Annotated in this window: 20 protein-coding genes and 1 pseudogene; 11 read left to right on the top strand and 10 right to left on the bottom strand. The window is 73.3% G+C overall.

Translation table 11 applies throughout. The features are described from left to right. Positions 1-111: 111 nt before the first annotated feature. The 3 genes from ABVB68_RS35635 to ABVB68_RS35625 form a co-directional block, all read right to left on the bottom strand. Positions 112-693 (bottom strand): beta-1,3-glucanase family protein, encoded by a 582-nt coding sequence (locus tag ABVB68_RS35635; protein ID WP_353605369.1) that lies wholly within the window; start codon positions 691-693, stop codon positions 112-114. Between the two features lie 590 nt (positions 694-1,283). Continuing rightward, positions 1,284-2,141 (bottom strand): sterol desaturase family protein, encoded by an 858-nt coding sequence (locus ABVB68_RS35630; protein ID WP_353605368.1) that lies wholly within the window; start codon positions 2,139-2,141, stop codon positions 1,284-1,286. Then, positions 2,138-2,854 carry a FadR/GntR family transcriptional regulator gene (locus ABVB68_RS35625; protein WP_353605367.1) on the bottom strand — a complete coding sequence of 239 codons (717 nt, stop codon included), beginning with the start codon at positions 2,852-2,854 and terminating at the stop codon, positions 2,138-2,140. The genes ABVB68_RS35630 and ABVB68_RS35625 overlap by 4 nt, the downstream gene beginning before the upstream one ends. A gap of 151 nt (positions 2,855-3,005) precedes the next feature. On the opposite strand from ABVB68_RS35625, the gene ABVB68_RS35620 reads away from it, so the two are divergent. Next, complete coding sequence (locus ABVB68_RS35620; RefSeq protein WP_353605366.1) at positions 3,006-3,455, top strand: spore-associated protein; 450 nt, start codon at positions 3,006-3,008, stop codon at positions 3,453-3,455. Positions 3,456-3,591: 136 nt separating this feature from the next. Here the strand turns inward: ABVB68_RS35620 and ABVB68_RS35615 are convergent, their stop codons facing one another. After that, a complete protein-coding gene (locus ABVB68_RS35615) occupies positions 3,592-5,709 on the bottom strand; it encodes a SpoIIE family protein phosphatase (protein WP_353605365.1) in 2,118 nt (705 codons plus the stop codon). A gap of 533 nt (positions 5,710-6,242) precedes the next feature. Between ABVB68_RS35615 and ABVB68_RS35610 the strand changes: the two genes are divergently transcribed. The 3 genes from ABVB68_RS35610 to ABVB68_RS35600 all read left to right on the top strand — a co-directional run bounded on the left by ABVB68_RS35610 (position 6,243) and on the right by ABVB68_RS35600 (position 10,042). Next, the gene (locus ABVB68_RS35610) at positions 6,243-6,737 is read left to right on the top strand and encodes a carboxymuconolactone decarboxylase family protein (protein WP_353605364.1); all 495 of its coding nucleotides are present in this window, start codon (positions 6,243-6,245) and stop codon (positions 6,735-6,737) included. A 289-nt stretch (positions 6,738-7,026) separates the two neighbouring features. Beyond that, positions 7,027-7,827, top strand: a complete 801-nt coding sequence (locus ABVB68_RS35605; RefSeq protein WP_353605363.1) for a DUF427 domain-containing protein — start codon at positions 7,027-7,029, stop codon at positions 7,825-7,827. A gap of 298 nt (positions 7,828-8,125) precedes the next feature. Beyond that, entirely contained in the window at positions 8,126-10,042 is a 1,917-nt protein-coding gene (locus tag ABVB68_RS35600) for a glycoside hydrolase family 5 protein (RefSeq protein ID WP_353605362.1), read from the top strand. A 108-nt stretch (positions 10,043-10,150) separates the two neighbouring features. Here the strand turns inward: ABVB68_RS35600 and ABVB68_RS35595 are convergent, their stop codons facing one another. Next, entirely contained in the window at positions 10,151-10,726 is a 576-nt protein-coding gene (locus ABVB68_RS35595; protein ID WP_353605361.1) for a TetR/AcrR family transcriptional regulator, read from the bottom strand. A 145-nt stretch (positions 10,727-10,871) separates the two neighbouring features. On the opposite strand from ABVB68_RS35595, the gene ABVB68_RS35590 reads away from it, so the two are divergent. From ABVB68_RS35590 to ABVB68_RS35580, 3 genes are read left to right on the top strand one after another with little or no spacing between them, the layout of a single operon-like run. Next, positions 10,872-11,663: an SDR family NAD(P)-dependent oxidoreductase gene (locus ABVB68_RS35590; protein ID WP_353605360.1), complete on the top strand. Its 792-nt coding sequence runs from the start codon at positions 10,872-10,874 to the stop codon at positions 11,661-11,663. 36 nt (positions 11,664-11,699) lie between these two features. Further along, the gene (locus ABVB68_RS35585) at positions 11,700-12,161 is read left to right on the top strand and encodes a SigE family RNA polymerase sigma factor (protein WP_353605370.1); all 462 of its coding nucleotides are present in this window, start codon (positions 11,700-11,702) and stop codon (positions 12,159-12,161) included. Beyond that, positions 12,151-12,819, top strand: coding sequence for a L,D-transpeptidase (locus ABVB68_RS35580; protein ID WP_353605359.1), 669 nt, complete (start codon positions 12,151-12,153; stop codon positions 12,817-12,819). Before ABVB68_RS35585 ends, ABVB68_RS35580 begins: the two co-directional genes overlap by 11 nt. 208 nt (positions 12,820-13,027) lie before the next feature. On the opposite strand, the gene ABVB68_RS35575 is transcribed toward ABVB68_RS35580, so the two are convergent. Both ABVB68_RS35575 and ABVB68_RS35570 read right to left on the bottom strand, forming a co-directional pair. Next, complete coding sequence (locus tag ABVB68_RS35575; protein ID WP_353605358.1) at positions 13,028-13,960, bottom strand: GNAT family N-acetyltransferase; 933 nt, start codon at positions 13,958-13,960, stop codon at positions 13,028-13,030. A gap of 59 nt (positions 13,961-14,019) precedes the next feature. After that, complete coding sequence (locus ABVB68_RS35570; RefSeq protein ID WP_353605357.1) at positions 14,020-14,445, bottom strand: DUF6003 family protein; 426 nt, start codon at positions 14,443-14,445, stop codon at positions 14,020-14,022. 216 nt (positions 14,446-14,661) lie between these two features. Here ABVB68_RS35570 and ABVB68_RS35565 point away from each other — a divergent pair, with 216 nt between their 5' ends. Together ABVB68_RS35565 and ABVB68_RS35560 are read left to right on the top strand one after the other, a co-directional pair. Beyond that, positions 14,662-15,222, top strand: a complete 561-nt coding sequence (locus ABVB68_RS35565) for a DUF2243 domain-containing protein (RefSeq protein WP_353605356.1) — start codon at positions 14,662-14,664, stop codon at positions 15,220-15,222. A 38-nt stretch (positions 15,223-15,260) separates the two neighbouring features. Then, positions 15,261-16,073 (top strand): cytochrome c oxidase assembly protein, encoded by an 813-nt coding sequence (locus ABVB68_RS35560; protein ID WP_503006540.1) that lies wholly within the window; start codon positions 15,261-15,263, stop codon positions 16,071-16,073. Between the two features lie 62 nt (positions 16,074-16,135). On the opposite strand, the gene ABVB68_RS35555 is transcribed toward ABVB68_RS35560, so the two are convergent. Then, on the bottom strand, positions 16,136-16,702 hold the full coding sequence (locus tag ABVB68_RS35555) for a TetR/AcrR family transcriptional regulator (protein WP_353605354.1): 567 nt from the start codon (positions 16,700-16,702) through the stop codon (positions 16,136-16,138). 84 nt (positions 16,703-16,786) lie between these two features. Between ABVB68_RS35555 and ABVB68_RS35550 the strand changes: the two genes are divergently transcribed. Then, positions 16,787-17,710, top strand: a complete 924-nt coding sequence (locus ABVB68_RS35550) for an SDR family oxidoreductase (protein ID WP_353605353.1) — start codon at positions 16,787-16,789, stop codon at positions 17,708-17,710. A gap of 323 nt (positions 17,711-18,033) precedes the next feature. Here the strand turns inward: ABVB68_RS35550 and ABVB68_RS35545 are convergent, their stop codons facing one another. Continuing rightward, on the bottom strand, positions 18,034-18,516 hold the full coding sequence (locus ABVB68_RS35545; RefSeq protein ID WP_353605352.1) for a DUF7144 family membrane protein: 483 nt from the start codon (positions 18,514-18,516) through the stop codon (positions 18,034-18,036). Between the two features lie 341 nt (positions 18,517-18,857). Further along, a pseudogene (locus tag ABVB68_RS35540) lies at positions 18,858-19,040 on the bottom strand (sigma factor-like helix-turn-helix DNA-binding protein); the annotation flags it as partial. A gap of 119 nt (positions 19,041-19,159) precedes the next feature. Here ABVB68_RS35540 and ABVB68_RS35535 point away from each other — a divergent pair. Next, a complete protein-coding gene (locus tag ABVB68_RS35535) occupies positions 19,160-19,447 on the top strand; it encodes a DUF4190 domain-containing protein (RefSeq protein WP_353605351.1) in 288 nt (95 codons plus the stop codon). The last annotated feature ends 50 nt before the right edge of the window (positions 19,448-19,497 follow it).

Below are 19,497 nucleotides of genomic sequence, written 5' to 3'. Positions count from 1 at the left end.
GCGCCGCGCCCCCCGGCCCCCGCCCCCCCCCGCCCCGGCGGGGGGGGCGGCCGGGGACCGCGCGGGGGCGGTCAGGTGTGTGCGGTCGTCACCCGCGTGACACCAGGCCGCCTACCAGCCGACGGCGACCAGCAGCCACTGCGGGTTGCCGTGGGAGATGAAGGAGGACTGGCCCGCCACGTCGTCGTAGGGGAACCCGTAGGCGAGGTGGTTGATGTCGTTGTCGTGCCAGAACTTGGCGTAGTAGTTCGCGGGAGCCGCTGTGTAGTACTGGGACGGGTCGGCCTGCTGGGAGGCGGGCAGCGTGGACACGTGCCGGTTGAGGGCGGCGCACATGCCGGGGTTGCCGGCCAGGGAGGCGGCGCAGCCGAAGATGTCCGAGGTCGCCGCGTCGACGCCGGCGGACTGGGCGTAGGCGGTGAAGCCGAGGTCCACCTGCAGCCACTGGGGGTCGGTGAAGGCCGAGGACCAGCGGGTGCCGGTGTTGCCGTCGACCGCCGCGGTCGCCGGGAAGGCCCCGCTCTCGGTCGAGGATGCCGTGGCGGGCCTCCCCTGGGACAGCAACTGGTCGGCGGCATGCGCGGGCGACGGCGTCAGGACGGCGATACAGGCGGCGAGGAGGACGACGACCAGGCCGAGTGCCGTGCGGAGGCGGGCCGGTCTGCGGGCGAGTGCGCTGATGGTGGTCTGCATGGGGTCTCCGGAAGCCGGGGTGGCATGCGGGGGGGAGCTGCAGGCGTGAGAGCGCTCTCTCCGGGTTGTATCCGCCGCATCCCCGGGCGTCAACAACTGAACGCCGATTCACGGGAGTTGAGGCGCCGACGCGGGGTCCGTTCGAACCCCGACCGCTCGACCGGTGACGTCTCCGGCGGCGCGTTCACTTCTTGACCCGTCCGGCACCGCCTCGGGGCGTCAGGCCGGGATCACCGTCACGCGGCGGACGACCGGCCCGCCGCACGCTCGACGCCGCCGTGCACGTCCAGGGGCCGTCGGGGTCCCGCAGCGGGCCGTTGACCGAGGACGCCGGCGAGGTGGGTCCGGCCGGCATCGCGCCCGCGAGCGCCGACGCCGTGCACCACCCCGCCGGACAGCGCCTCGGTGAACCGCCCCTCACCCGGACCCCCGCTGTGACCGGCGGCGCCGCGACCGCCTCGGTGAACCGCCGCTCACCCCGTGACGCTGTGCTGTGGCCGGCGGCGCCACGACCGCATCGGTGAACCGCCGCTCACCCCGTGACGCTGTGCTGTGGCCGGCGGCGCCACGAGCACCTCGGTGAACCGCCCTCAGCCCGGACGCCCCGCCGTGGCCGGCGGCGCCGCGGCGGGCGCCCAGCCGGGCGGCCCGAACAGGTATCCCGCACGGTCGCGCCAGCGCCGCGCCGCCCGTACGTCGCGCCAGGCGGCCGCGTACTCGTGGAACGCCACCCGAAGCGGGTTGTGGGTCCCGATGTTCTTCGTCAGGCCGTAGACCGCGCGTTCCCCCTCGGGTTCGAAGGTCCCGAGGAGGCGGTCCCAGACGATGAGGATGCCGCCGTAGTTGCGGTCCAGGTACACGCGGTTCGAGCCGTGGTGGACGCGATGGTGGGACGGCGTGTTGAACACCCACTCGACCGGCCGCCACAGCTTGTCGACGCGTTCGGTGTGCAGGAAGAACTGGTAGACGAGGCTGACGGCCTGTTGCAGCAGGATCATCCAGGGCGGGATGCCGAGCAGGGCGAGCGGCAGCCAGAAGGGCAGGCCCGTCATCGGTGTCCAGCTCTGCCGCAGGGCGGTGGAGAGGTTGAAGCGGAGGCTGGAGTGGTGGACCACATGGCTCGCCCAGAGCACCCGCACCCGGTGGTGGGCGCGGTGGAAGGCGTAGTACGCCAGGTCGTCGGCGAAGAAGAGCAGCACCCAGGTCCACCCGGAGGACGCGGAGAGGTGCCAGGGGACGACGGTGAAGACGGCCGCGTACAGCACGATCGTCGCCGCCTTCCACGGCACCGCGACGACCTGGCTGCCGGCGCCCATGGACATGCTGGTCACGGTGTCGCGCACCTCGTAGCCGCGTTCCTCGTCGTCCGGGAGGAAGCGGTACGAGACGGCCTCGACGACGATCAGGAGCACGAACGCCGGTATGGCGTAGACGACGGCAGGGATCATGCCAGCGCACCGTCTTTCCGGGGTGCGGCGGGCACACTGCGGGTCAGCAGCTCGCGCGCGAGCCGTTCGGCGGCGCCGGCGTCGCGGTCCGCGATGCGGGAGGCGAGCCGCAGACGGGCCTCCACGTCGAGGAGTTCGGCGGTGCGCAGATCGTCGGGCACGGCGACCGGCAGCGTTCCGCCCGCCAGGCTGTTGAAGGCCAGCAGATAGGCCACGTTCCCCGAGCCCTCCACGATCAGCCGCCACCAGGCGATGTCCGCCTCGCCCAGCTCGGCCAGGTCGGGGCCGACGCGCGCGTACCGGCCGGCGGCCTCGGCGATGTCCAGGGCGGTGCGTTCGGAGCACCGCAGCGCGCACAGCCGGGCCGCGTCGGCGCCGATGCACGCCCGCATCTCCAGGGCGTCACGGGCGAGGTCGTCCAGCGCGGGGCCGCCGTCCGCCGCGGCGATCCCCACGGCGAGGTCGAGGCCGGCGGTGTGCCGCCAGTCCTGGACGAGGGTGCGGCCGCCGTGGCTGACTTCGATCAGCCGCGCCTGCTGAAGCCGCTTGACGGCCTCACGGACGGCATGCCGGTTCACCCCGAACTCGGCCGCCAGGTCCCGTTCCGAGGTGAGTGCGGAGCCCGGGGGCAGCGCCCCGCCGAGGATCCTGTCGCGCAGAAGGGCGAAGAGCTGGTCGGAGACCGCCTCGCGCCGGATCTGTCCCTGAGTCATGGCGATCAGGGTGGCCGGACCGGGTCGACTGGTCAACTGGTTGGACCAGTCTTTTCTTCGCGCGTCCTGCTCCGCGGGGCGCAACCCTTTCGGCGACTCGCAGGTCACACCAGACAGGAGCAAGTACCTGCAAATCTCTCAAGGGGGAAATATGCGATACACCCGTTCCGTCGTGGCCGCCTCCGCGTTGGCGGCCCTGTCCCTGGGCACCGCGACCGCCCTGGCGTCGCCGGCCTCCGCCGCGCCCAGCACCACACCGCAGAAGGTCTGCGGGAGCGCCTACAAGACCGTCAACTCGGCAGCGGTCGGCTCGCTCGGCAGCGTGTACCTGACGTACAACTCCGCCAACGGCAAGAACTGCGTCGCGACCATCCGCAGCAACCCGGGTACCGCCGTGGCCATGTCCGCCTGGATCTACCTCACCGACACCGACCAGGGTGACGAGGACTACGGGCGGTACACGTCGTACGCCGGACCGACCTACGTCTACGGCAAGGGCCACTGCGTCGACTGGGGCGGCAACATCGACAAGGTGTCCGTGCAGGTGTCCGGGTCCAACTGCGGCACGCTGAAGGAGCACCGGGTCACCTTCACCCGCTGACCCGCTCGTCGTTCGCCCTGGCGCGACGCACCCCGTTCCGCCGGGGCGAACGCACGTCCCGGGGGTGGTGGCCGGGTGTCGCCCGCGTCAGGTCACCGGCGGGCGGAGGGACTTCGCAGCCGGCAGGACCTCACGCTCACCGGGTCGCCGCGTGGTGCAGGACGAGCAGTGCGATGTCGTCGGCGCGCTGGCCTGTCGAACCCGCCTGTCCCACCAGGGTGTCGATGAGCCCTTCCAGGTCCCGCTCGTCGGCGTGGGCGAGGCGGCGCGCGAGGCCGGCGATGGCGTCGTCGAGGTCGACTCCCGGCGTCTCGATGAGGCCATCGGTGTAGAAGGCGAGCAGAAGGCCGGGGGTGAGCGGGATCTCCGTGAGGGGAAAGGCGGCGTCCGGGACGATGCCCAGGAGCGGTCCCGGCGGCACGTCGAGGGGTCCGGTGCCGTGGCCGGGTACCCGCATGACCGGCGGCGGGTGCCCGGCGCTGGCCAGCGTCGCGGACCGGCCCGGAAGATCGAGATGGGCGTAGAGGCAGCTGGTGAACAGGTCGGTGCCGAGATCGATGAGGAGCCGGTTGGTCGCCGAGAGCACCCGGTCCGGCGTCGTGCCGGCGGTGGCGTGGGCGTGGACGGCGGTGCGCACCTGTCCCATGAGGGCGGCCGCGGCGGCGTCGTGGCCCTGGACGTCGCCGATGACGGCGGCGGCGACCTGGTCGTCGAGGGGAATCAGGTCGTAGAAGTCCCCGCCGATGTCCATGCCCCGGGTGGCGGGCAGATAGCGGGCGGCCACCCGCAGGCCGGTGACGCCGGGCAGGGCACGCGGGAGCAGTGCCTGCTGCAGGTCGTGGGCGAGGCCGTGTTTGGTGTCGTACAGGCGCGCCCGGTCCAGGGCCTGGGCGACGAGGCCGGCGAGCGAGGTGAGGACGGCACGGTCCTCGGCCGGGAAGGTGTGCGGCTGGTCGTAGGACAGGACGCAGCAGCCGACCGGACGGCCGGAGACGATCAGGGGCAGGAACGCCCAGGCCTGCTTTCCGCTCATCGGCACGGCCGCGGGGTGGACGCGCCGCATCTCCTCCGGATCGCGGAAGAACGCCGGGATGCCAGTGGCGAGGACCCGCCCGGCCGGGGTCAGGGCGGTGTCGACGGGAAGGCCGTCGAGACGCTCGATGGCGTCGGGGGCGTAGCCGCGGTACCCGGTGATCCGCAGGCGGCCGCCCTCGGCGCTGGACAGGACCAGGGACTGAGCCTCGAACGCGGGCATGATCTGGTCGGCGACCAGATCGATGACGTCCCGCACGCTGACGACCTCGGTCAGCGCCGCGGCGAGGTGCGTGAGCTGGTGGAGCCGGCCGGCGCGGGCCGGTGTGGCGGTGTGACGGGAGGCCGGGACGGGCGTGTCCTCGGCCCCGTGGGGCACGATCCGGACGCTGATGCCGCTGGCGTCCGGGAACATGTGGAAGTCGAGCCACAGGTCCGGCGGGCGGCAGGCCGTGAAGGCGACGGGCTCCCGGCTGATCACGGCCGCCCGATAGCTGTCCTCGCAGGCCGGGTCGTCGAGCCAGCGCAGCGACTGCCACGGGAGGGTGCCCAGCAACGCGCCGGCGTGGCGGCCCAGCAGGTCGCAGGCGCCCGAGCTGAGGTAGCTGAAGCGCCCTTCGAGGTCCAGCGCGCAGCTGCCGCCGGGCAGCCGCTCGATCAGGTCGGCGGCGGCCATCTGCGCGCCCGCCGGGCGGCGACCCGTTCCCGCGGGAAGTGCCCGAGGCCGGTCGCCGGGGGCGGGGAGCGTGCCGGTCTCCACGGCTTCCTCGAGCAGTCTGGCCAGCCGCCCGCAGCTGGACGCGATGTGCCCGCGCTCGCGCGTGGTCATGTACGGCGGACGGGCGGCCGGCCACATCAGGAGCAGCACACCCCACCTGCGCACCCCGGTGACCGGTGCGGCGGCCATCGCCAACGGGTACGGCAGCACCGTCGCGGTGCGCGGATAGCTGCGGGCCAGCTCCTCCTGGCTGCCGACCCATACCATGCGGTCCTCGCGCACCGCCTCGGCCACCGGCGCCGGAGCGGTCACCGGAACCGTCGCCCACGGCGCCGCGAAGTCGGCCGGCGCCCCGTACATCACGTCGAGCGACAACCGCCGCCCGTCGGGGTCGAGGAGGTACAGGGCGCCGATGGACGCGCCCGTGCGGCGCACGGTCTCCGCGAAGGCGGCGTCCCGCGCGTCCGTGTCCGCGGCGGCGGGCGGGTCACCGGTTCCGGTCACGGGGCACCTCCAGGCCGGCGGAGCCGGCACCCGTACCCGGATCGTCCGCCCGTGATACGCGCTGCGCCCGCGCCGGAGTCATCCGCCCGCGCCGGACGCACCCGACCCCGCTCATACCGGGACGCTACGCCCCCGCACAGCGGACGTCACGCGATCGGCCACCGGTGGAGCCGCGGAAGCTCTGCGCCGACCGCCTCTCCCTCCCCCGGCCGGCTGAACGGGGGCACGGGGGCCGGGCGCGTCCGCGCCGCCGTCACCCGGGCGGCACTAGTCTGAAGCCGACGATCATCGGCCGGCCCGGACCGCTCGCCCCGCGAGCCGGTGTCGCCGTGGCGGCGTGCGTGACGACGTGCGCGTTCGCCGTCACGGGCGGCCGGAGCACGCACATCCGGGCGGTACGCAACCCCGACGCGTTCCGGCCTCGGAGGACCGGCTGCGGCGGCGGGAGGCGTGGATCGTCTCCGGGCCGCCACCGACGACCGGGCCGTCCTCCACCGAGCGGGTGCGACAGGCGACACGGCAAGGAGTTCAGGATGGACGCTCGTTTCGATCACCGCGGCAACCCCGTCGGATCCAAGGTCACGAAGTACCTGCTCTCGGCGAGCAAGGCCGTGTGGGACTCGACGCTGCCGACGGCGACACGGCACCTCGTGGAGATCCGCGTCAGCCAGATCAACGGCTGCGCCCGCTGCATCGACATGCACACGAAAGACGCCGAGCACGCCGGTGAGACGTCGGTGCGGCTCAACCTGGTCGCCGCCTGGCGCGAGGCCACGGTGTTCACCGACGCCGAGCGGGCCGCCCTGGACCTGGCCGAACAGGGCACCCGCATCGCGGACGCCGCAGGCGGTGTCGACGACGAGGTGTGGGCCCACGCCGCCAAGCACTTCGACGAGGACCAGCTCGCCGCCCTGCTGTCCCTCATCGCCGTCATGAACGCCTGGAACCGGTTGAACGTCATCACCCTGCAGCCCGCCGGCGACTACCGGCCGGGGCAGTGGTCCGGGGCAGCGGTGACGACGGCATGACCCGGGCCGGGCAGCGCGCGACGAAGCCGGCACGGGGGCGGCGCGACGAGCCGAGTCGGGCGTGGGGCCCGGTGGGAGCTGAGCAGTCCGCCTCCGTTCCCGGCCGGTGTGGCGCGCCGTCACCGGCGTGCCGGTGGCGTCCGGCGTGCGATCGTGGGCCCGGGCCCGGGGCACGCCGACGGCGAACGAGCGTTCCCGCGGGCGACCGCTCGACGGTGCCCGGAGCCCGGACCCGGCCCGGCACGCCGGCCGGCCGGCGCCCCGACCGGTGAGGGAGGGAGAACCGGACATGACCGCACTCGACACCGCCGGGTCGGTGCGCCGCACCCCGCAGGGACTGCTCTGGGAGCCCAGTGAGCGCTGGGTCAGGGGGCGTAAGGGCGAGGTCACCGTCGTCGACAGCCGTCACCCCGTCCTCGTGTGGGAGCCGGGCGTCCCCGTGCCGGTGTACGCCTTCCCGCGCGAGGAGGTCCGCGCCGACCTGCTGCGCCCGGCGGAGAACCCGCCCACCGGCGCCCACACCGGGTCCACGGTCTTCTACGACCTGGAGATCGACGGCGAGCCGCTGCCGAACGCCGCCTGGACGTTCGCCGCCGACGACCTGGCCGGTCACATCGCCTTCGAGTGGTTCCGGCGCACCGGCAAGGGCCTCGACCACTGGTACGAGGAGGAAGAGGAGATCTTCGTCCACCCGCGCGACCCGCACAAACGGGTCGACGCCATCCCCAGCAGCCGGCATGTGAGGGTCGAGATCGAGGGCACGGTCGTCGCCGACACCCGTCGCCCGGTCCTCCTCTTCGAGACGGGCCTGCCCACCCGCTACTACGTCCCCCGCGAGGACGTCCGTCTCGACCTGCTCACCCCCACCGACCACCACACCGGCTGTCCCTACAAGGGCACCGCCGCGTACTGGTCCTGGCAAGGCGACGCGGACGTGCCGCCCCACCTCGTGTGGAGCTACCCCGACCCGCTGCCCGCGGTGGCCCATGTCAAGGGGCTCCTCGCCTTCTACAACGAGGCGGTCGACATCACCGTGGACGGCGAACGCCTGGAGCGCCCCGTCACCCACTTCACGAGGACGGCCACCTGACGGCCGTTCGGATCGCGTTGCCCGTGGGCGGCCGAGCCGTCCACGGCGATCCTCGGGGGCGGGCGCCGGGGATCGGGAGTCGTCGGGGTTCGGGGGCGTCGGGGCCGGGGTCGATCGGGGGCCGGGTGAGGCCGTATCCGGATGCGGACGGCACACGAAGGACGCGAAGTGCGCATCCGAGTCGAGGGGATCTGAGGGCTTCCCTCGCCGGGCGCGGTGGTGGACACTCCGCTCAGCCGGGGCGGGGTCGCTCCGGTCACCTCCTGAACCCCCCACCCCACACCCGAGGGCCGCCTCCATGCCGATCGCACCTGTCGCCCAGCGCCTTGCCGTCGCTGCCGCGGGGCTCCTGCTCCTCGCCGCATCCTCCACCGCGGCGGGCGCCGCCACACCGCCCGCGGCCCCCGTGCCGCACGGCGCCGGCGTCACCGCGTCCGCCGGCTGGTCTCCGCCCCTGTCCACCCAGGGCCGCTACATCGTCGACGCCGAGGGCCATCGCTTCCGGCTGAAGGGTGCCAACTGGGACGGAGCACAAGGGTCCTGGACGGGGAACGGCAGCGCCGGGGACCCCGCCAACCATCACGCCGGACAGGACTCCCACGGCATCCCGCTGGGCCTCGACCGCACTCCCTTACCCCAACTCATGGACGATTTTAGGCAGTTGGGTCTCAACACGATCCGCCTCCCGTTCTCCAACGAGATGATCCACAGCACGGCCCCGGTCCCCGACGCCGCCGTGGCCGCCAACCCCGGCCTGCGGGGCAGGACACCGCTGGAGGTCTACGACGCCGTGGTCGACGCGCTCAGCCGGAGTGGGTTCGCCGTGATCCTCAACAACCACACCAACTCCTCTCGCTGGTGTTGCGGCGTCGACGGCAACGAGCGCTGGAACAGCGGGCAGTCCACCCAGCAGTGGACCGACGACTGGGTCTTCATGGCCCGCCGCTACGCCTCCGTACCGGGCGTGGTCGGGGCGGACCTGTACAACGAGGTGCGCCGCGACGTACTGGACGACCCCAACTGGGGCCTCGGTGACGCGCACGACTGGTACAGCGCCGCCCTGTCCGCCGCCGACCGCATCCTCACCGAGGCCGACCCCCGCCTGCTCATCGTCATCGAGGGCATCAACTGGACCGGCATCCCCGCGGACGGGCTGCCGCACGGCCGTCCCGTCCTCACTCCCGCCCGGACCCTGTCCCACACCCTCGTCGACCCGCACAAGCTGGTCTACTCCGCTCACTTCTACGGATACACCGGCCCCCACCACAGCGGCGCCACCGGTATCGGTGAGACCCACGACCCCCGCTACCAGGACCTCGGCCGGGACCAGTTGTACGCGGCGCTGGAGGAAGAGGCGTTCTTCGTCGAGGAGACCGGCAGGCACTACACCGCGCCCCTCTGGGTCAGCGAGTTCGGAATCGGGGCCGGTGAGACGAACCCGGCCGCGCGCGCGTGGTTCACCGACTTCACCGACCATCTCGCCGACCGGGACGCCGACTTCGCCTTCTGGCCGCTCGTCGGCTACGCGGGCCACGACGATTGGGCACTGCTGCGCTACGACGGGTCGGGGCACCGCTCCGGCATCCTCGACGCGGGCGACTGGCGCGGTACGGCATGGCGGCACCTCGTGACGGCGCCGGGCAAAACCGGTCCCGTGCCGGCGGTTCCCGTCTGGCGGATGCTGTCCGTCGACCACGGTGACGCGGTGGCGTCGGTACGCGTACGGGCTGCGGGAGACTGGGATCCGGGGGCGTACAAGGCCGCCTGCCCCGACGGGCTGCGGCTCGTCGGCCTCGCCCACACCGGTGGCCGCGGGCTGTGCACCGACGGCGGCGCCGGCGACCTGCGGGCCCCGTCCGGGGGCCAGAGCGTGGTCACCGACGAACGGTACGTCCCGGCCGGCGGCGACTGGGCCTCCGGGTACACCAAGCTGCAGTGCCCCGCGGGCGGTTTCCTCGTCGGCTACGGCGAACGGGGCGGACGTGTGTCGTCGGCGCTGTGCGCACCGGGCCGGAGCCCACTGGGCGGCACCGCTCGGACCGTCTGGTTCGACCGGTCCGACAACCGCCCGGCCGGCGCCGGTGGCGGTGAGTTCGCCCAGGGCGCCTACAAGGGCCAGTGCGATGTCGACGAGTACGCCGCCGGCATCGCCTTCACCACCCGGTTCGGCAGCAGCCCGGGCCCGGCCGCGCTGCTGTGCCGTCGGCTGGGGTGAGGCGGCACGGCGAGCGCCGGAGCACGGCGGCCCCGGCCGCCGGCCCCGGCACCCCGCCGGACCGAGGAGAGCCGTCCGATCCGTGACGGCGGCGGGCCGCGGCCCGGGCTACCTCCCGGCGGCGCCGCGCACGACAAGCAGGAGCGCGTCGACCAGGTCGTCCACCGGGCTGCCCGTGGCCAGCCGCCTGAGCTGCATGCCCATCACCAGGGCGACCGTGGTGGCGGCCAGGCGCTCCGCGTCCGGGACGCCGAGCGCGGTGAGGACCTGCGCGGCGAGGAGGTCGTAGGCCCGGAACGCCTCCGCCGCCGACTCCCGCAGCCGCTCGTCGCGTCCGGCCTGGAGGTACAGCTCGAACGGGGCGAGACGGGCGCTGTCGAGGGCCGCTCCGCAGGCGACCTGTCCGGCCAGGGACGCCGCGTCCTCGATGTCCATGCCCTCGGTCCGGCACTGGTCGGCGAGCTCGGTGAAGTACCGGGCCTCCTCGCGGACGAAGTACAGCAGGCTCTCGCGCAGCAGATCGTGCTGGGTCTCGAAGTGGTAGGTGACGGAGCCGAGCGACACCCCGGCCTCCTTGGCGATCCGCCGGTTGGTGACCGCCGCGACCCCGTCCTCGCCGATGATCCGCAGGACGGCGGTGATGATGCGCTGGCGCATCGGTGCGGGGGCGGCGGCGTTCGGCATGTCCGTCATTGTTCCATCAGCGGTCGTGTGCAGCGGATGCGGTCGTGGGCCCTTGCTGGCCGTGGCCACCCGTCGGCGGCGGTGGTGGACAAGGTTGCCCGCCCTCCCTATTGTTCGTTCGAACGAACGGGAAGGAGGGACGGCCGTGCACATAGCTGGGGCAACTGTTCTGCTCACCGGGGTGACCGGCGGCGTCGGCAGCGCACTCGCCGCCGAACTGTCCGCTCGCGGTGCTCACCTCGTGCTCACCGGACGGCGCCGGGAGGCACTGGACCCGCTCGCCGACCGCTACGGCGCGCGAACCGTCCTGGCCGATCTCGCCGACCCCGACGACGTGGCGCGCCTCGCCGAGGAGGCGGCCGGCACCGAGATACTGATCGCCAACGCGGCCCTGCCCTCCAGCGGCGACGTGCTCGACTACACCCCGGCCCAGATCGATCGGGCGCTCGCGGTGAACCTGCGGGCACCCGCGATGCTCGCGCGGCTGCTGGCACCGGGCATGGTGGACGCCCGGCGCGGGCACATCTGCTTCGTCGGGTCGCTGTCCGGGATGGCGGCCACCAGGTCCTCGTCCTTGTACAACGCGTCGAAGTTCGGGCTGCGTGGCTTCTCGCTGGCCTTCCGCCAGGATCTGCACGGCACGGGTGTCGGCGTCTCGATCGTCCAGCCGGGCTTCGTACGCGACGCGGGCATGTTCGCGAACACGGGGGCAAGGACGCCCGGCCGGGTCCGGACCGTTTCGCCGCGGCAGGTGGTCGAGGGCGTGACGCGGGCCGTCGAACGCGATGTCGCCGAAATCAACGTCGCGCCCATCGAGTTGCGCTTCCTCACCAAGATCGCGTCTCAGTTCCCGGGTTTCGCGGAACGGGTGCAGCGGCTGGCCGGGGCCGAGTCGACCATGGACGCGATCGTCGCGGCCCAACGGTCGGCCCGCTGACGGCCCGACGACGACGCCCCGTCCGCGTTCCCGCGGCTGACCGGCCAGCTCTACTCGTTCACCGGGGACCACGCCGAGGCGCAGGACATGGTGCAGGAGGCGTTCGTCCGCGCCTGGGACCGGCGCGCGGACTTCCTCGCCGACGGGGCGCCCGAGGCCTGGATCAGGACGGTGGCGATGCGGCTCGCGGTCAGCCGCCGGCGCCGGGCGCGGCGCCGGCTCGAAGTGGTGCGCCGTACGCCGCCGCCGGAACACACACCCGGTCCGGATCCGGATCGGGCCGCCCTGGTGGCCGCCCTGCGCAGGCTGCCCGAGGCGCAGCGCATGGCCCTGGTCCTGCATCATCTGTGCGACCTGAGCGTGGAGCAGGTAGCCTCCGAGACCGGTGCTCCGCCGGGGACGGTCAAGGCCAGACTGTCCCGTGGCCGGGCGGCGCTGGCCCGCGAACTGGCCGCCGACGACGGGGAGAAGGAGAGGGAGGACGACCGTGCCCGATGATCTCGCCACCGGACTGCGCGCGGTGGCCGAGTCCGGGCAGTCCGCGCCTTCCGTCCCCGGTACGGAGATCCGCCGCCGCGCGGGCGCCCGCCGGCGTCGTCGCCGCACGGTCGCCGTGGTGGCCGGTGCCTCCGCCGCGGCCGCCCTGGGAGCGACGCTGCTGCACGGCCTCACCGGATCCGACGCCGAGCACCGCTCGTCCGCTGCGGCCGGGACGCCCACCGGTACGCCGCGGGCACCCCTCGCCACGGTGGACCTCGCCCGGCGGGTGCTCACCGTCGACGGCCGCCGACTCCCCGTCTCGGCCGGGAAGTCAGGCCATCCGACGCCGACCGGACGGATGACGGTGACCGCCCTGAAGGCGTCCAGGGCGCTCGTGGGCGAGGCGGTGGGGCTCGAAGGCCCCTACACCGTCACCGTCCCGTGGGTGGTCGAACTCCGCGGGAAGGACGGCCGCAGCACCTTCCTCGGCGCGATGTACTACAACACCGCGGCCATCGGCCGTTACGACGCGACGAGCGGCTGGATCGCCCTGGGCCCCAAGGATGCGAAGAGGCTGTACGGGCGGCTGCGGGTGGGCGACGTGGTGGACGTGGTCGGGGGCGGACGTACGGCGAAGCCCCCGCCGGGCGCGGGCGGAGGCAGCGGCTCCGGCTAGCGGAGGGGATGCAGGTAGGACCGGGGCCGGCAGGCGCCACGGCGGGCGGCGTCCGGGCCGGCCTGATCAGCCTGATCCGTCTGGCCGTTTCGGCCGGCTTCGGCGGCCTGGCCGTCCTGGGCGGCTTCCGAAGGGTGGGCCGCCCGGCAGGCCTGGTGGGATCGGCCGGCTCGGTCGGCCTCATCGGCCGGGTCGTCGGCTGGGCCGGTCACGCGGTGTGTCCCGGCTCTGCGAGGACCTTGGTGTAGACCGTCGAACTGCGCTGGACCGTCATGCCGATCCCTTCGTAGAGCGACAGCGCCCCCGTGTCCGTGTGCGTCCACAGGGTGCAGGTCCGCTTGCCCCGGTACTGGAAGGTACTAAACGCCTCCCGCAGCAGCATGCGGGCGATCCCCCGGTTGCGGTGGTCACGCCGGACGGCGACCCGCTCGATATGGCCGTCGTCGGCGCCGGGTTCGTCCGACGAGAGCACCACACCGACCAACTGGCCGCCGGCGAAGGCCAGGGGTGAGGCGGCCGGTGCGAACGTGGGCCGCTCGACGGTGAGGCGGGCCCACTCCGCGTAGGTCCTGCGCCGCTGCTGCCACTCGTCGAAAGCGTCCTCGGTGACCTGGTACGCCGCTTGTTCGTCGCCGGGGCGGAAGGGCCGTACGGTGATGCCCGCCGACGGCTCGGGCGCCTGCGTCCCGGCGGGCAGCGCGATCGTCAGGAGCCACTCGGTGACGAGCGGGAAGTAGCCGCTGGACCGCAGGAGCGCGGTGGCCGGGCGGTCGCTGTCGGAGATCGACTGGGACAGCCGGTCGGCCCCCAGTTGCCCGGCCCGGGTCTCGGCCCAGCCGAGGAGCGAACGGCCGAGCCCGTGCCCCCGGTGGCCGGGGTGTACGTGGACCTGGGCCCGGCGTCCCCTGACCCAGCCCCAGCCGGCCGTCTCCCCCTCATGGTCGCGCAGGAGTACCGAGTCGGATTCCGGTTGCTGGTCCGACAGGCTGAGGTCGGCGGCGACGCGATCGAAGCCGGTGACCACGCGGCCGAGCAGCTCCCGTTCGCAGTCGCCGACCAGGCGGTGAACCGCGGGCGCCTCGGCGGTGGTCGCGGGGCGGCTCCGGTAGCCGACGGGCAACGGCACGACGGAATAGGGCATGAGGTGAACCCTGCGCCATCGCGGCCGCCGTGTCGACCTCATGGCGCCGGCGGCGTTCCTCAGCGCCCGGCGGCCGCCGTCACCGCGGCCGGGTCCTCGCCGGTGAGTTCGGCGATACGGTGCGGTGCGACGCCCGCGGCAAGTGCTCGCGCGAGCAGTTCCTCACGGCCGTCCGTGCAGTTCCGGTAGGCGAGCAGCTCCTTCTCGACCGCGGCCGCCGCCTCCGGAGCCGTCTGGTGGCGCAGGCGGCTCAGCTCCTCGTCGCTCAACGGCACAGGCAGCCGCTCGGCGTTCCCGGGGATGGCCCCGGTGGCCTCCGGAGGCACCAGCCGAAGCCGCGGGGACGTCGCCGGCACGTCCTGCGCGCTCAGCCACGCGCGCACCGCGGACGTCTGCATGCAGGCCGGTTCGCCGACGGCGGTCGGTGGCACGCCCAGCGGCGTGGCCGGGTCCGCCACGAGAAACAGGTATGCGTCGTCGGTCATCAGGAACTCCTCGTGCCGGTTCGTCCACCCGTCGCGGTTCCGCTTACCCCGTTCGCGTCCGCATATCGCAACGGCGGCCCCCGCCCGGGTGGCGCGGCTGCGGCGGTTCCGGCGGTCCGCGGGCCGTCCGCATATGGCCGAGGTTGGTGCGGCGGTGGGACGGGGGAACTGGTAATTCCTGAGAGGGGACGGCTGCCGCCGATGGAGACGAGGGTCATGACAACCAGCGTGAGTGCGACCAGGGCCGAAACCGCGCCGAAGAGCCTGCAGTTGCCCGGGATCGTCCTGGGGGTCGGCCTGGGCGGATTCGTCGACGGCATTCTGCTGCACCAGCTCCTGCAGTGGCATCACATGCTCACCAGTACCAACCATGATCACATCGGTGTGAAGTACTACGACCCGCACACCGTCTCCGGCCTCGAGATGAACACCGTCTGGGACGGCGTCTTCCACACGGTGTGCTGGCTCGCCGTCCTGACCGGTCTGGCGATCCTCTACGCGCGGGTGACGACCGAGCGGCGCCGGGTGTGGACCTCGCGGGTCCTGTGGGGCTGGATCCTGGCCGGCTGGGGCATCTTCAACCTCGTCGAGGGCATCCTCGACCACCAGATCCTGGGTATCCACCATGTCCACGGCGGGCCGCACCAGCTGTGGTGGGACATGGCCTTCCTGCTCCTCGGGGCGCTGCTGGTGGTGGGCGGCCTGCTCCTGCAGCGAGGCGGCCGGCCGATCGATCCGGCGGCCCCCGGCGCCGGGCGAGCGGGGCACGTCGCCTGATGGGGACGGGCCCCCAGCACATGGAGCACATGCGCCACATGCAGCACTCCCCGGACGGCAGCGCGCTGGAGATCGCGCTGCCGGCGGTGACCCTGCTGGTCTGCGCCGGTGGCTACCTGTTCCTGGCACACAGAGCACGGCGGCGCAACCCGGTGCGGGCCTGGAGCGCCTGGCGCGGTGCCTCCTTCCTCACGGGGCTGTTCCTCCTGGCCGTGGCGCTGCTGCCGCCCTTCGCGCCGTTCGCGCACGGCGACTTCCGCGGACACATGGCCCAGCACCTGCTCGTCGGGATGTACGCCCCGCTCGCTCTCGTTCTCGGGGCCCCGGTCACCCTCGTGCTGCGCGCCCTTCCGGCGGCCCGCGCCCGGCGTCTGACCCTGGTCCTGCACAGCCGCCCGGCCAGGCTCCTGGCCCAACCGGCCGTCGCTCTGCTGCTGTCCACGGGGAGTCTCGCGGTCCTCTACTTCACGCCGCTGTACGACTTCGCCATGGCCCGTCCGGCCGGACACCGGCTGCTGCACGCGCACTTCCTGCTGTCGGGCTGCCTGTTCGCCCATGCCGTCGCGGGTCCCGATCCCGCCCCGCGCCGCCTCGGGGTGCGGGCCCGGCTGATCTGCCTCGGCTGCGCCATCGCCGCGCACTCGGTCGTGGCGCAGTTGATGTACGGCGGATTCTGGGTCGACGTGCACGCGCCCATCCCGCAGGTCCAGGGCGGCGCGGAGATCATGTACTACGGCGGCGACATCGCCGAACTCCTCCTCGCCGCCGCCCTCGTCGCCACCTGGCGTCCCGAACGCCGCGCCCGCCCCGCCCCGGCGGTCTCCCCCTCCTGCGACCCGGCGGGGGCCTGACCCGACCCGCGTCGGGCTGGTGTCCCGATGGCGGCCGTAGGCCTCGTCCGAGGCGTTGCGCGTCAGCCCCCGGTCGCGACGGCCTTCAGTTCGTCCAGCGAGTCGCGCAGCAGGTGCGGCAGCGTGCGCCGCTCGGCCGCCGCGATCCACCGTTCGAACCCGATCTTGAAGACGGCCACCCCCGCCTCGGCGGCCAGGCCGGCGGCGGGCTCGGCGACACCGCGTTCGCGCAGGGCGCCGGCGATCGCGGCCGCCATCGAGGCGAGCTTGATCAGCTCGCGTTCCCGGAGTTCCGGATTCGCGAGGATCACGGCGTGCCGCTTGCGGGCGAAGTCGCGCCGGTCGGTGAACGCCTCGGAGACCGCGTCGAGGCCCACCAGCAGGGCGTCCAGCGGCGCCGTGGCCTGCGGGGCGCCGGCCACCGCTCGCGCGAACAGTTCCTGCAGCTCTGCCGAGCCGGCGAAGAGCACCTCGCGTTTGTCGGCGTAGTGCCGGTAGAAGGTCCGCTCGGTGAGCCCCGCCCGTCCGGCGATCTCCGCCACGGTGGTCTGCTCGTAACCGCGCTCGCTGTACAGATCCAGCGCGGCCGTCGCCAGGCGCTCGCGCGCGTTCGGCTCCCATCTGCCCATGCGCCGATCTTACGTGATGACAGTCTCTGACATCAGAGGTAGAGTCGATGACAGTAACTGACATCAACAGTCTGGGGTTCTCCCATGCGCATCTTCGTGACCGGCGCGTCCGGCTGGATCGGTTCCGCGGTCGTTCCCGAGCTCATCGGGGCGGGGCACCAGGTCGTCGGGCTGGCGCGCTCCGACACCTCGGCCGCCGCGCTCACCGCGGCCGGTGCGGAGGCCGTTCGCGGCACGCTCGACGACCTCGCCCTGCTGCGCGACACGGCCGGTGCGTCGGACGGCGTGATCCACCTCGCCTTCAAGCACGACATCGCCTTCGGCGGTGACTTCCGGGGCGCCGCCGAGGCCGACCGCCGGGCCGTCGACACCTTCGGCGAAGCCCTGGCCGGCAGCGGCCGTCCCTTCGTGCTCGCCTCCGGCCTGGCGGGCCTGGCCCCCGGGCAGGTGGCGACCGAGCGGGTCATGCCCGTCGTCGACGGCTCACCCCTCTCGATCCGGGCGGCCACCGCCGAGGCGGTGCTCGCGCTCGCCGCGCGAGGCGTGCGGTCGTCGGTGGTGCGGCTCTCCCCGACCTGCCACGGCGAAGGGGATCAGGGCTTCATGGCGACCCTGGTCGCGATCGCCCGCGACCGGGGTGTCTCCGGTCATGTCGGCGACGGCGCCAACCGCTGGCCGGCCGTCCATCGACTCGACGCGGCCCGGTTGTTCCGCCTGGCCGTCGAGAAGGCCCCAGCGGGAGCGGTGCTGCACGGTGTCGCCGAAGAGGGCGTCGCGTTGCGCGACGTCGCCGAGGTGATCGGGCGTCATCTGGACGTCCCCGTCGCCTCCGTGCCCCCTGAGGCGGCCGGCGAGCACTTCACCTGGCTGAGCGCCTTCGTCGGCCTCGACGTCCAGGCGTCCAGCGTCCTGACCCGCGAACTGCTGGGCTGGGAGCCGACCGGGCCCGGCCTCCTCGCCGACCTGGACGAAGGCCACTACTTCCGCACCCTCGCCCCCACCACCTGACCGGACGGCGGCTCCCGACGGCGCGCGGGCCGGGCGCACACGGTCGTCGAGGAGAGCGGCCCGAAGCCCCGTGCGGTTGCCGCCGGACGGGCGGGAACTCGCCCGATCACCCGGCGAGCGGCCGGGCCCGCTCGACGGCCGCGCCGGGACGGGCGGTCGGGGCCGAGTCGACCGGCGCCGCCACCTCCTGATGCGGCGGGGGTGGGCCACTTCGGGGGCCGCACCCTCCGCGCCGACGGGACGACCGAGGCCCGGCGTCCACCGCACGCGGTGTGCCGGGCCTCGGTCCGCGGTTCACCGTCGTTCGGCGGCCGGCCCGCCGCTCACACGCCCGAGCGGCTGTCGGCGACCGCGCTCGCGGCTTCCTGACGGGTCGCCAGGGCCCAGATGACGAAGACGTCGATCGCCATCATGATGAGCGACCACAGGGGCGAGTACGGCAGGAAGAGGAACTGCACGATCAGACTGAGCGACACGAGGAAGATACCCGCGAATCGGGCCCAGGCCATGTCCTTGAGCAGGCCGATACCGGTCACCAGCACCAGGGCTCCGATGATGATGTGGATCGTGCCCCAGCCGGTCAGGTTCAGCTTGTAGACGTACGCGCCGATGCGGGTGTAGACGTCGTCCCTGGCGACGGCGGCGATCCCCTGCAGGATGGAGAGGATGCCGGTGCACAGCATCAGGACTCCGGCGAAGACGACTCCGCCTGCCGCCCAGCCCCCACCGTGGGCGGCCGGCTGACGCGGCGGCCACGTGCCGCCCGAGGGGTCCGGCCCGGTGGGCCTCGCTGCGTGCTGGCTCATGGCGTTTTCCTTTCCGCTTCCCTGGCTCTCCCCGGTCCCGGCGGCCTCCCCGGTTCCTCCGGGCCTCCCCGGTCGTCCGGGTCCCTTGGTCCCCCGGTCCGGCGGGCGCCGGAAACACGGGCCCTTCCGAGCCTCCGCGCGGCCGCAACCGTGCGCCATACGGCTTACTCCGTTCGAGTGACGGACGACGACACGGGCGCCCAGCCGTTTCCTGACGCCGAGCAGCGGTTGCCCGGGGACCGGAGGCGCGACGGGACCGCCGCGAGCGACGCCCGCAGTCGGCGCCGGTCCACGCGAAGAAGCCCGCCGCGGGTGCGGCGGGCTCTGTCGGCGGGCGGGGGTCAGTGGCCGGTGAGGAGCCCTTCACGCAGCCGCTTCAGCGTGCGGGACAGCAGACACGAGACATGCATCTGCGGCACACCCAGCCGCTCACCGATCTGCGCCCGCGTGCACTCCTCCACGAAACGCAGATGCAGAATCAGCCGGTCCCGCTCCCCCGGCTCCGCGATCAACGGCGCCGGCGCTGAAACCCACCCAGGTCCCGCCGACATGGATGCGCGGGAAGAGGGCATCCGGTCGGTCAAGCGAAAGCCAAGAAGAAACAGGGACTTTCGGCCCGACAACCGTCAACCTGGGGGCAGTCATGACGAGTTACGGCAGTTCCTCTGCCGCTTCTTCCCGTTCGCGCACCAATGGCCTGGCGGTCGCGAGCCTGTGCTGCGGCATCGTGGGCCTGTTCATCCTGAACATCGTCCTGGGTCCGCTGGCCATCGTCTTCGGCGCCGTCGCCCGGCGTCAGGCGGCGGTCAAGAACGGCGCGGGCATGGCGAAGGCGGGCATCGTCCTCGGCATCGTCGACGTGGTCCTGTGGCTGGTGCTGTTCGCCGTCGCCGCGCACAACGGCGGCTTCAGCTGGCACGTGGGCGGCTGACGGACGCGCCGAGTGTGCTCCTCGGGGTGCGGCCCGCGAAACGGCGGGCC

Origin of the sequence: Streptomyces sp. NPDC096012, assembly GCF_040426375.1 — a bacterium.
Classification (GTDB): domain Bacteria; phylum Actinomycetota; class Actinomycetes; order Streptomycetales; family Streptomycetaceae; genus Streptomyces.
The sequence above is the reverse complement of the archived record's forward strand: the minus strand, read 5'-3'. Positions and strand labels throughout refer to the sequence as shown.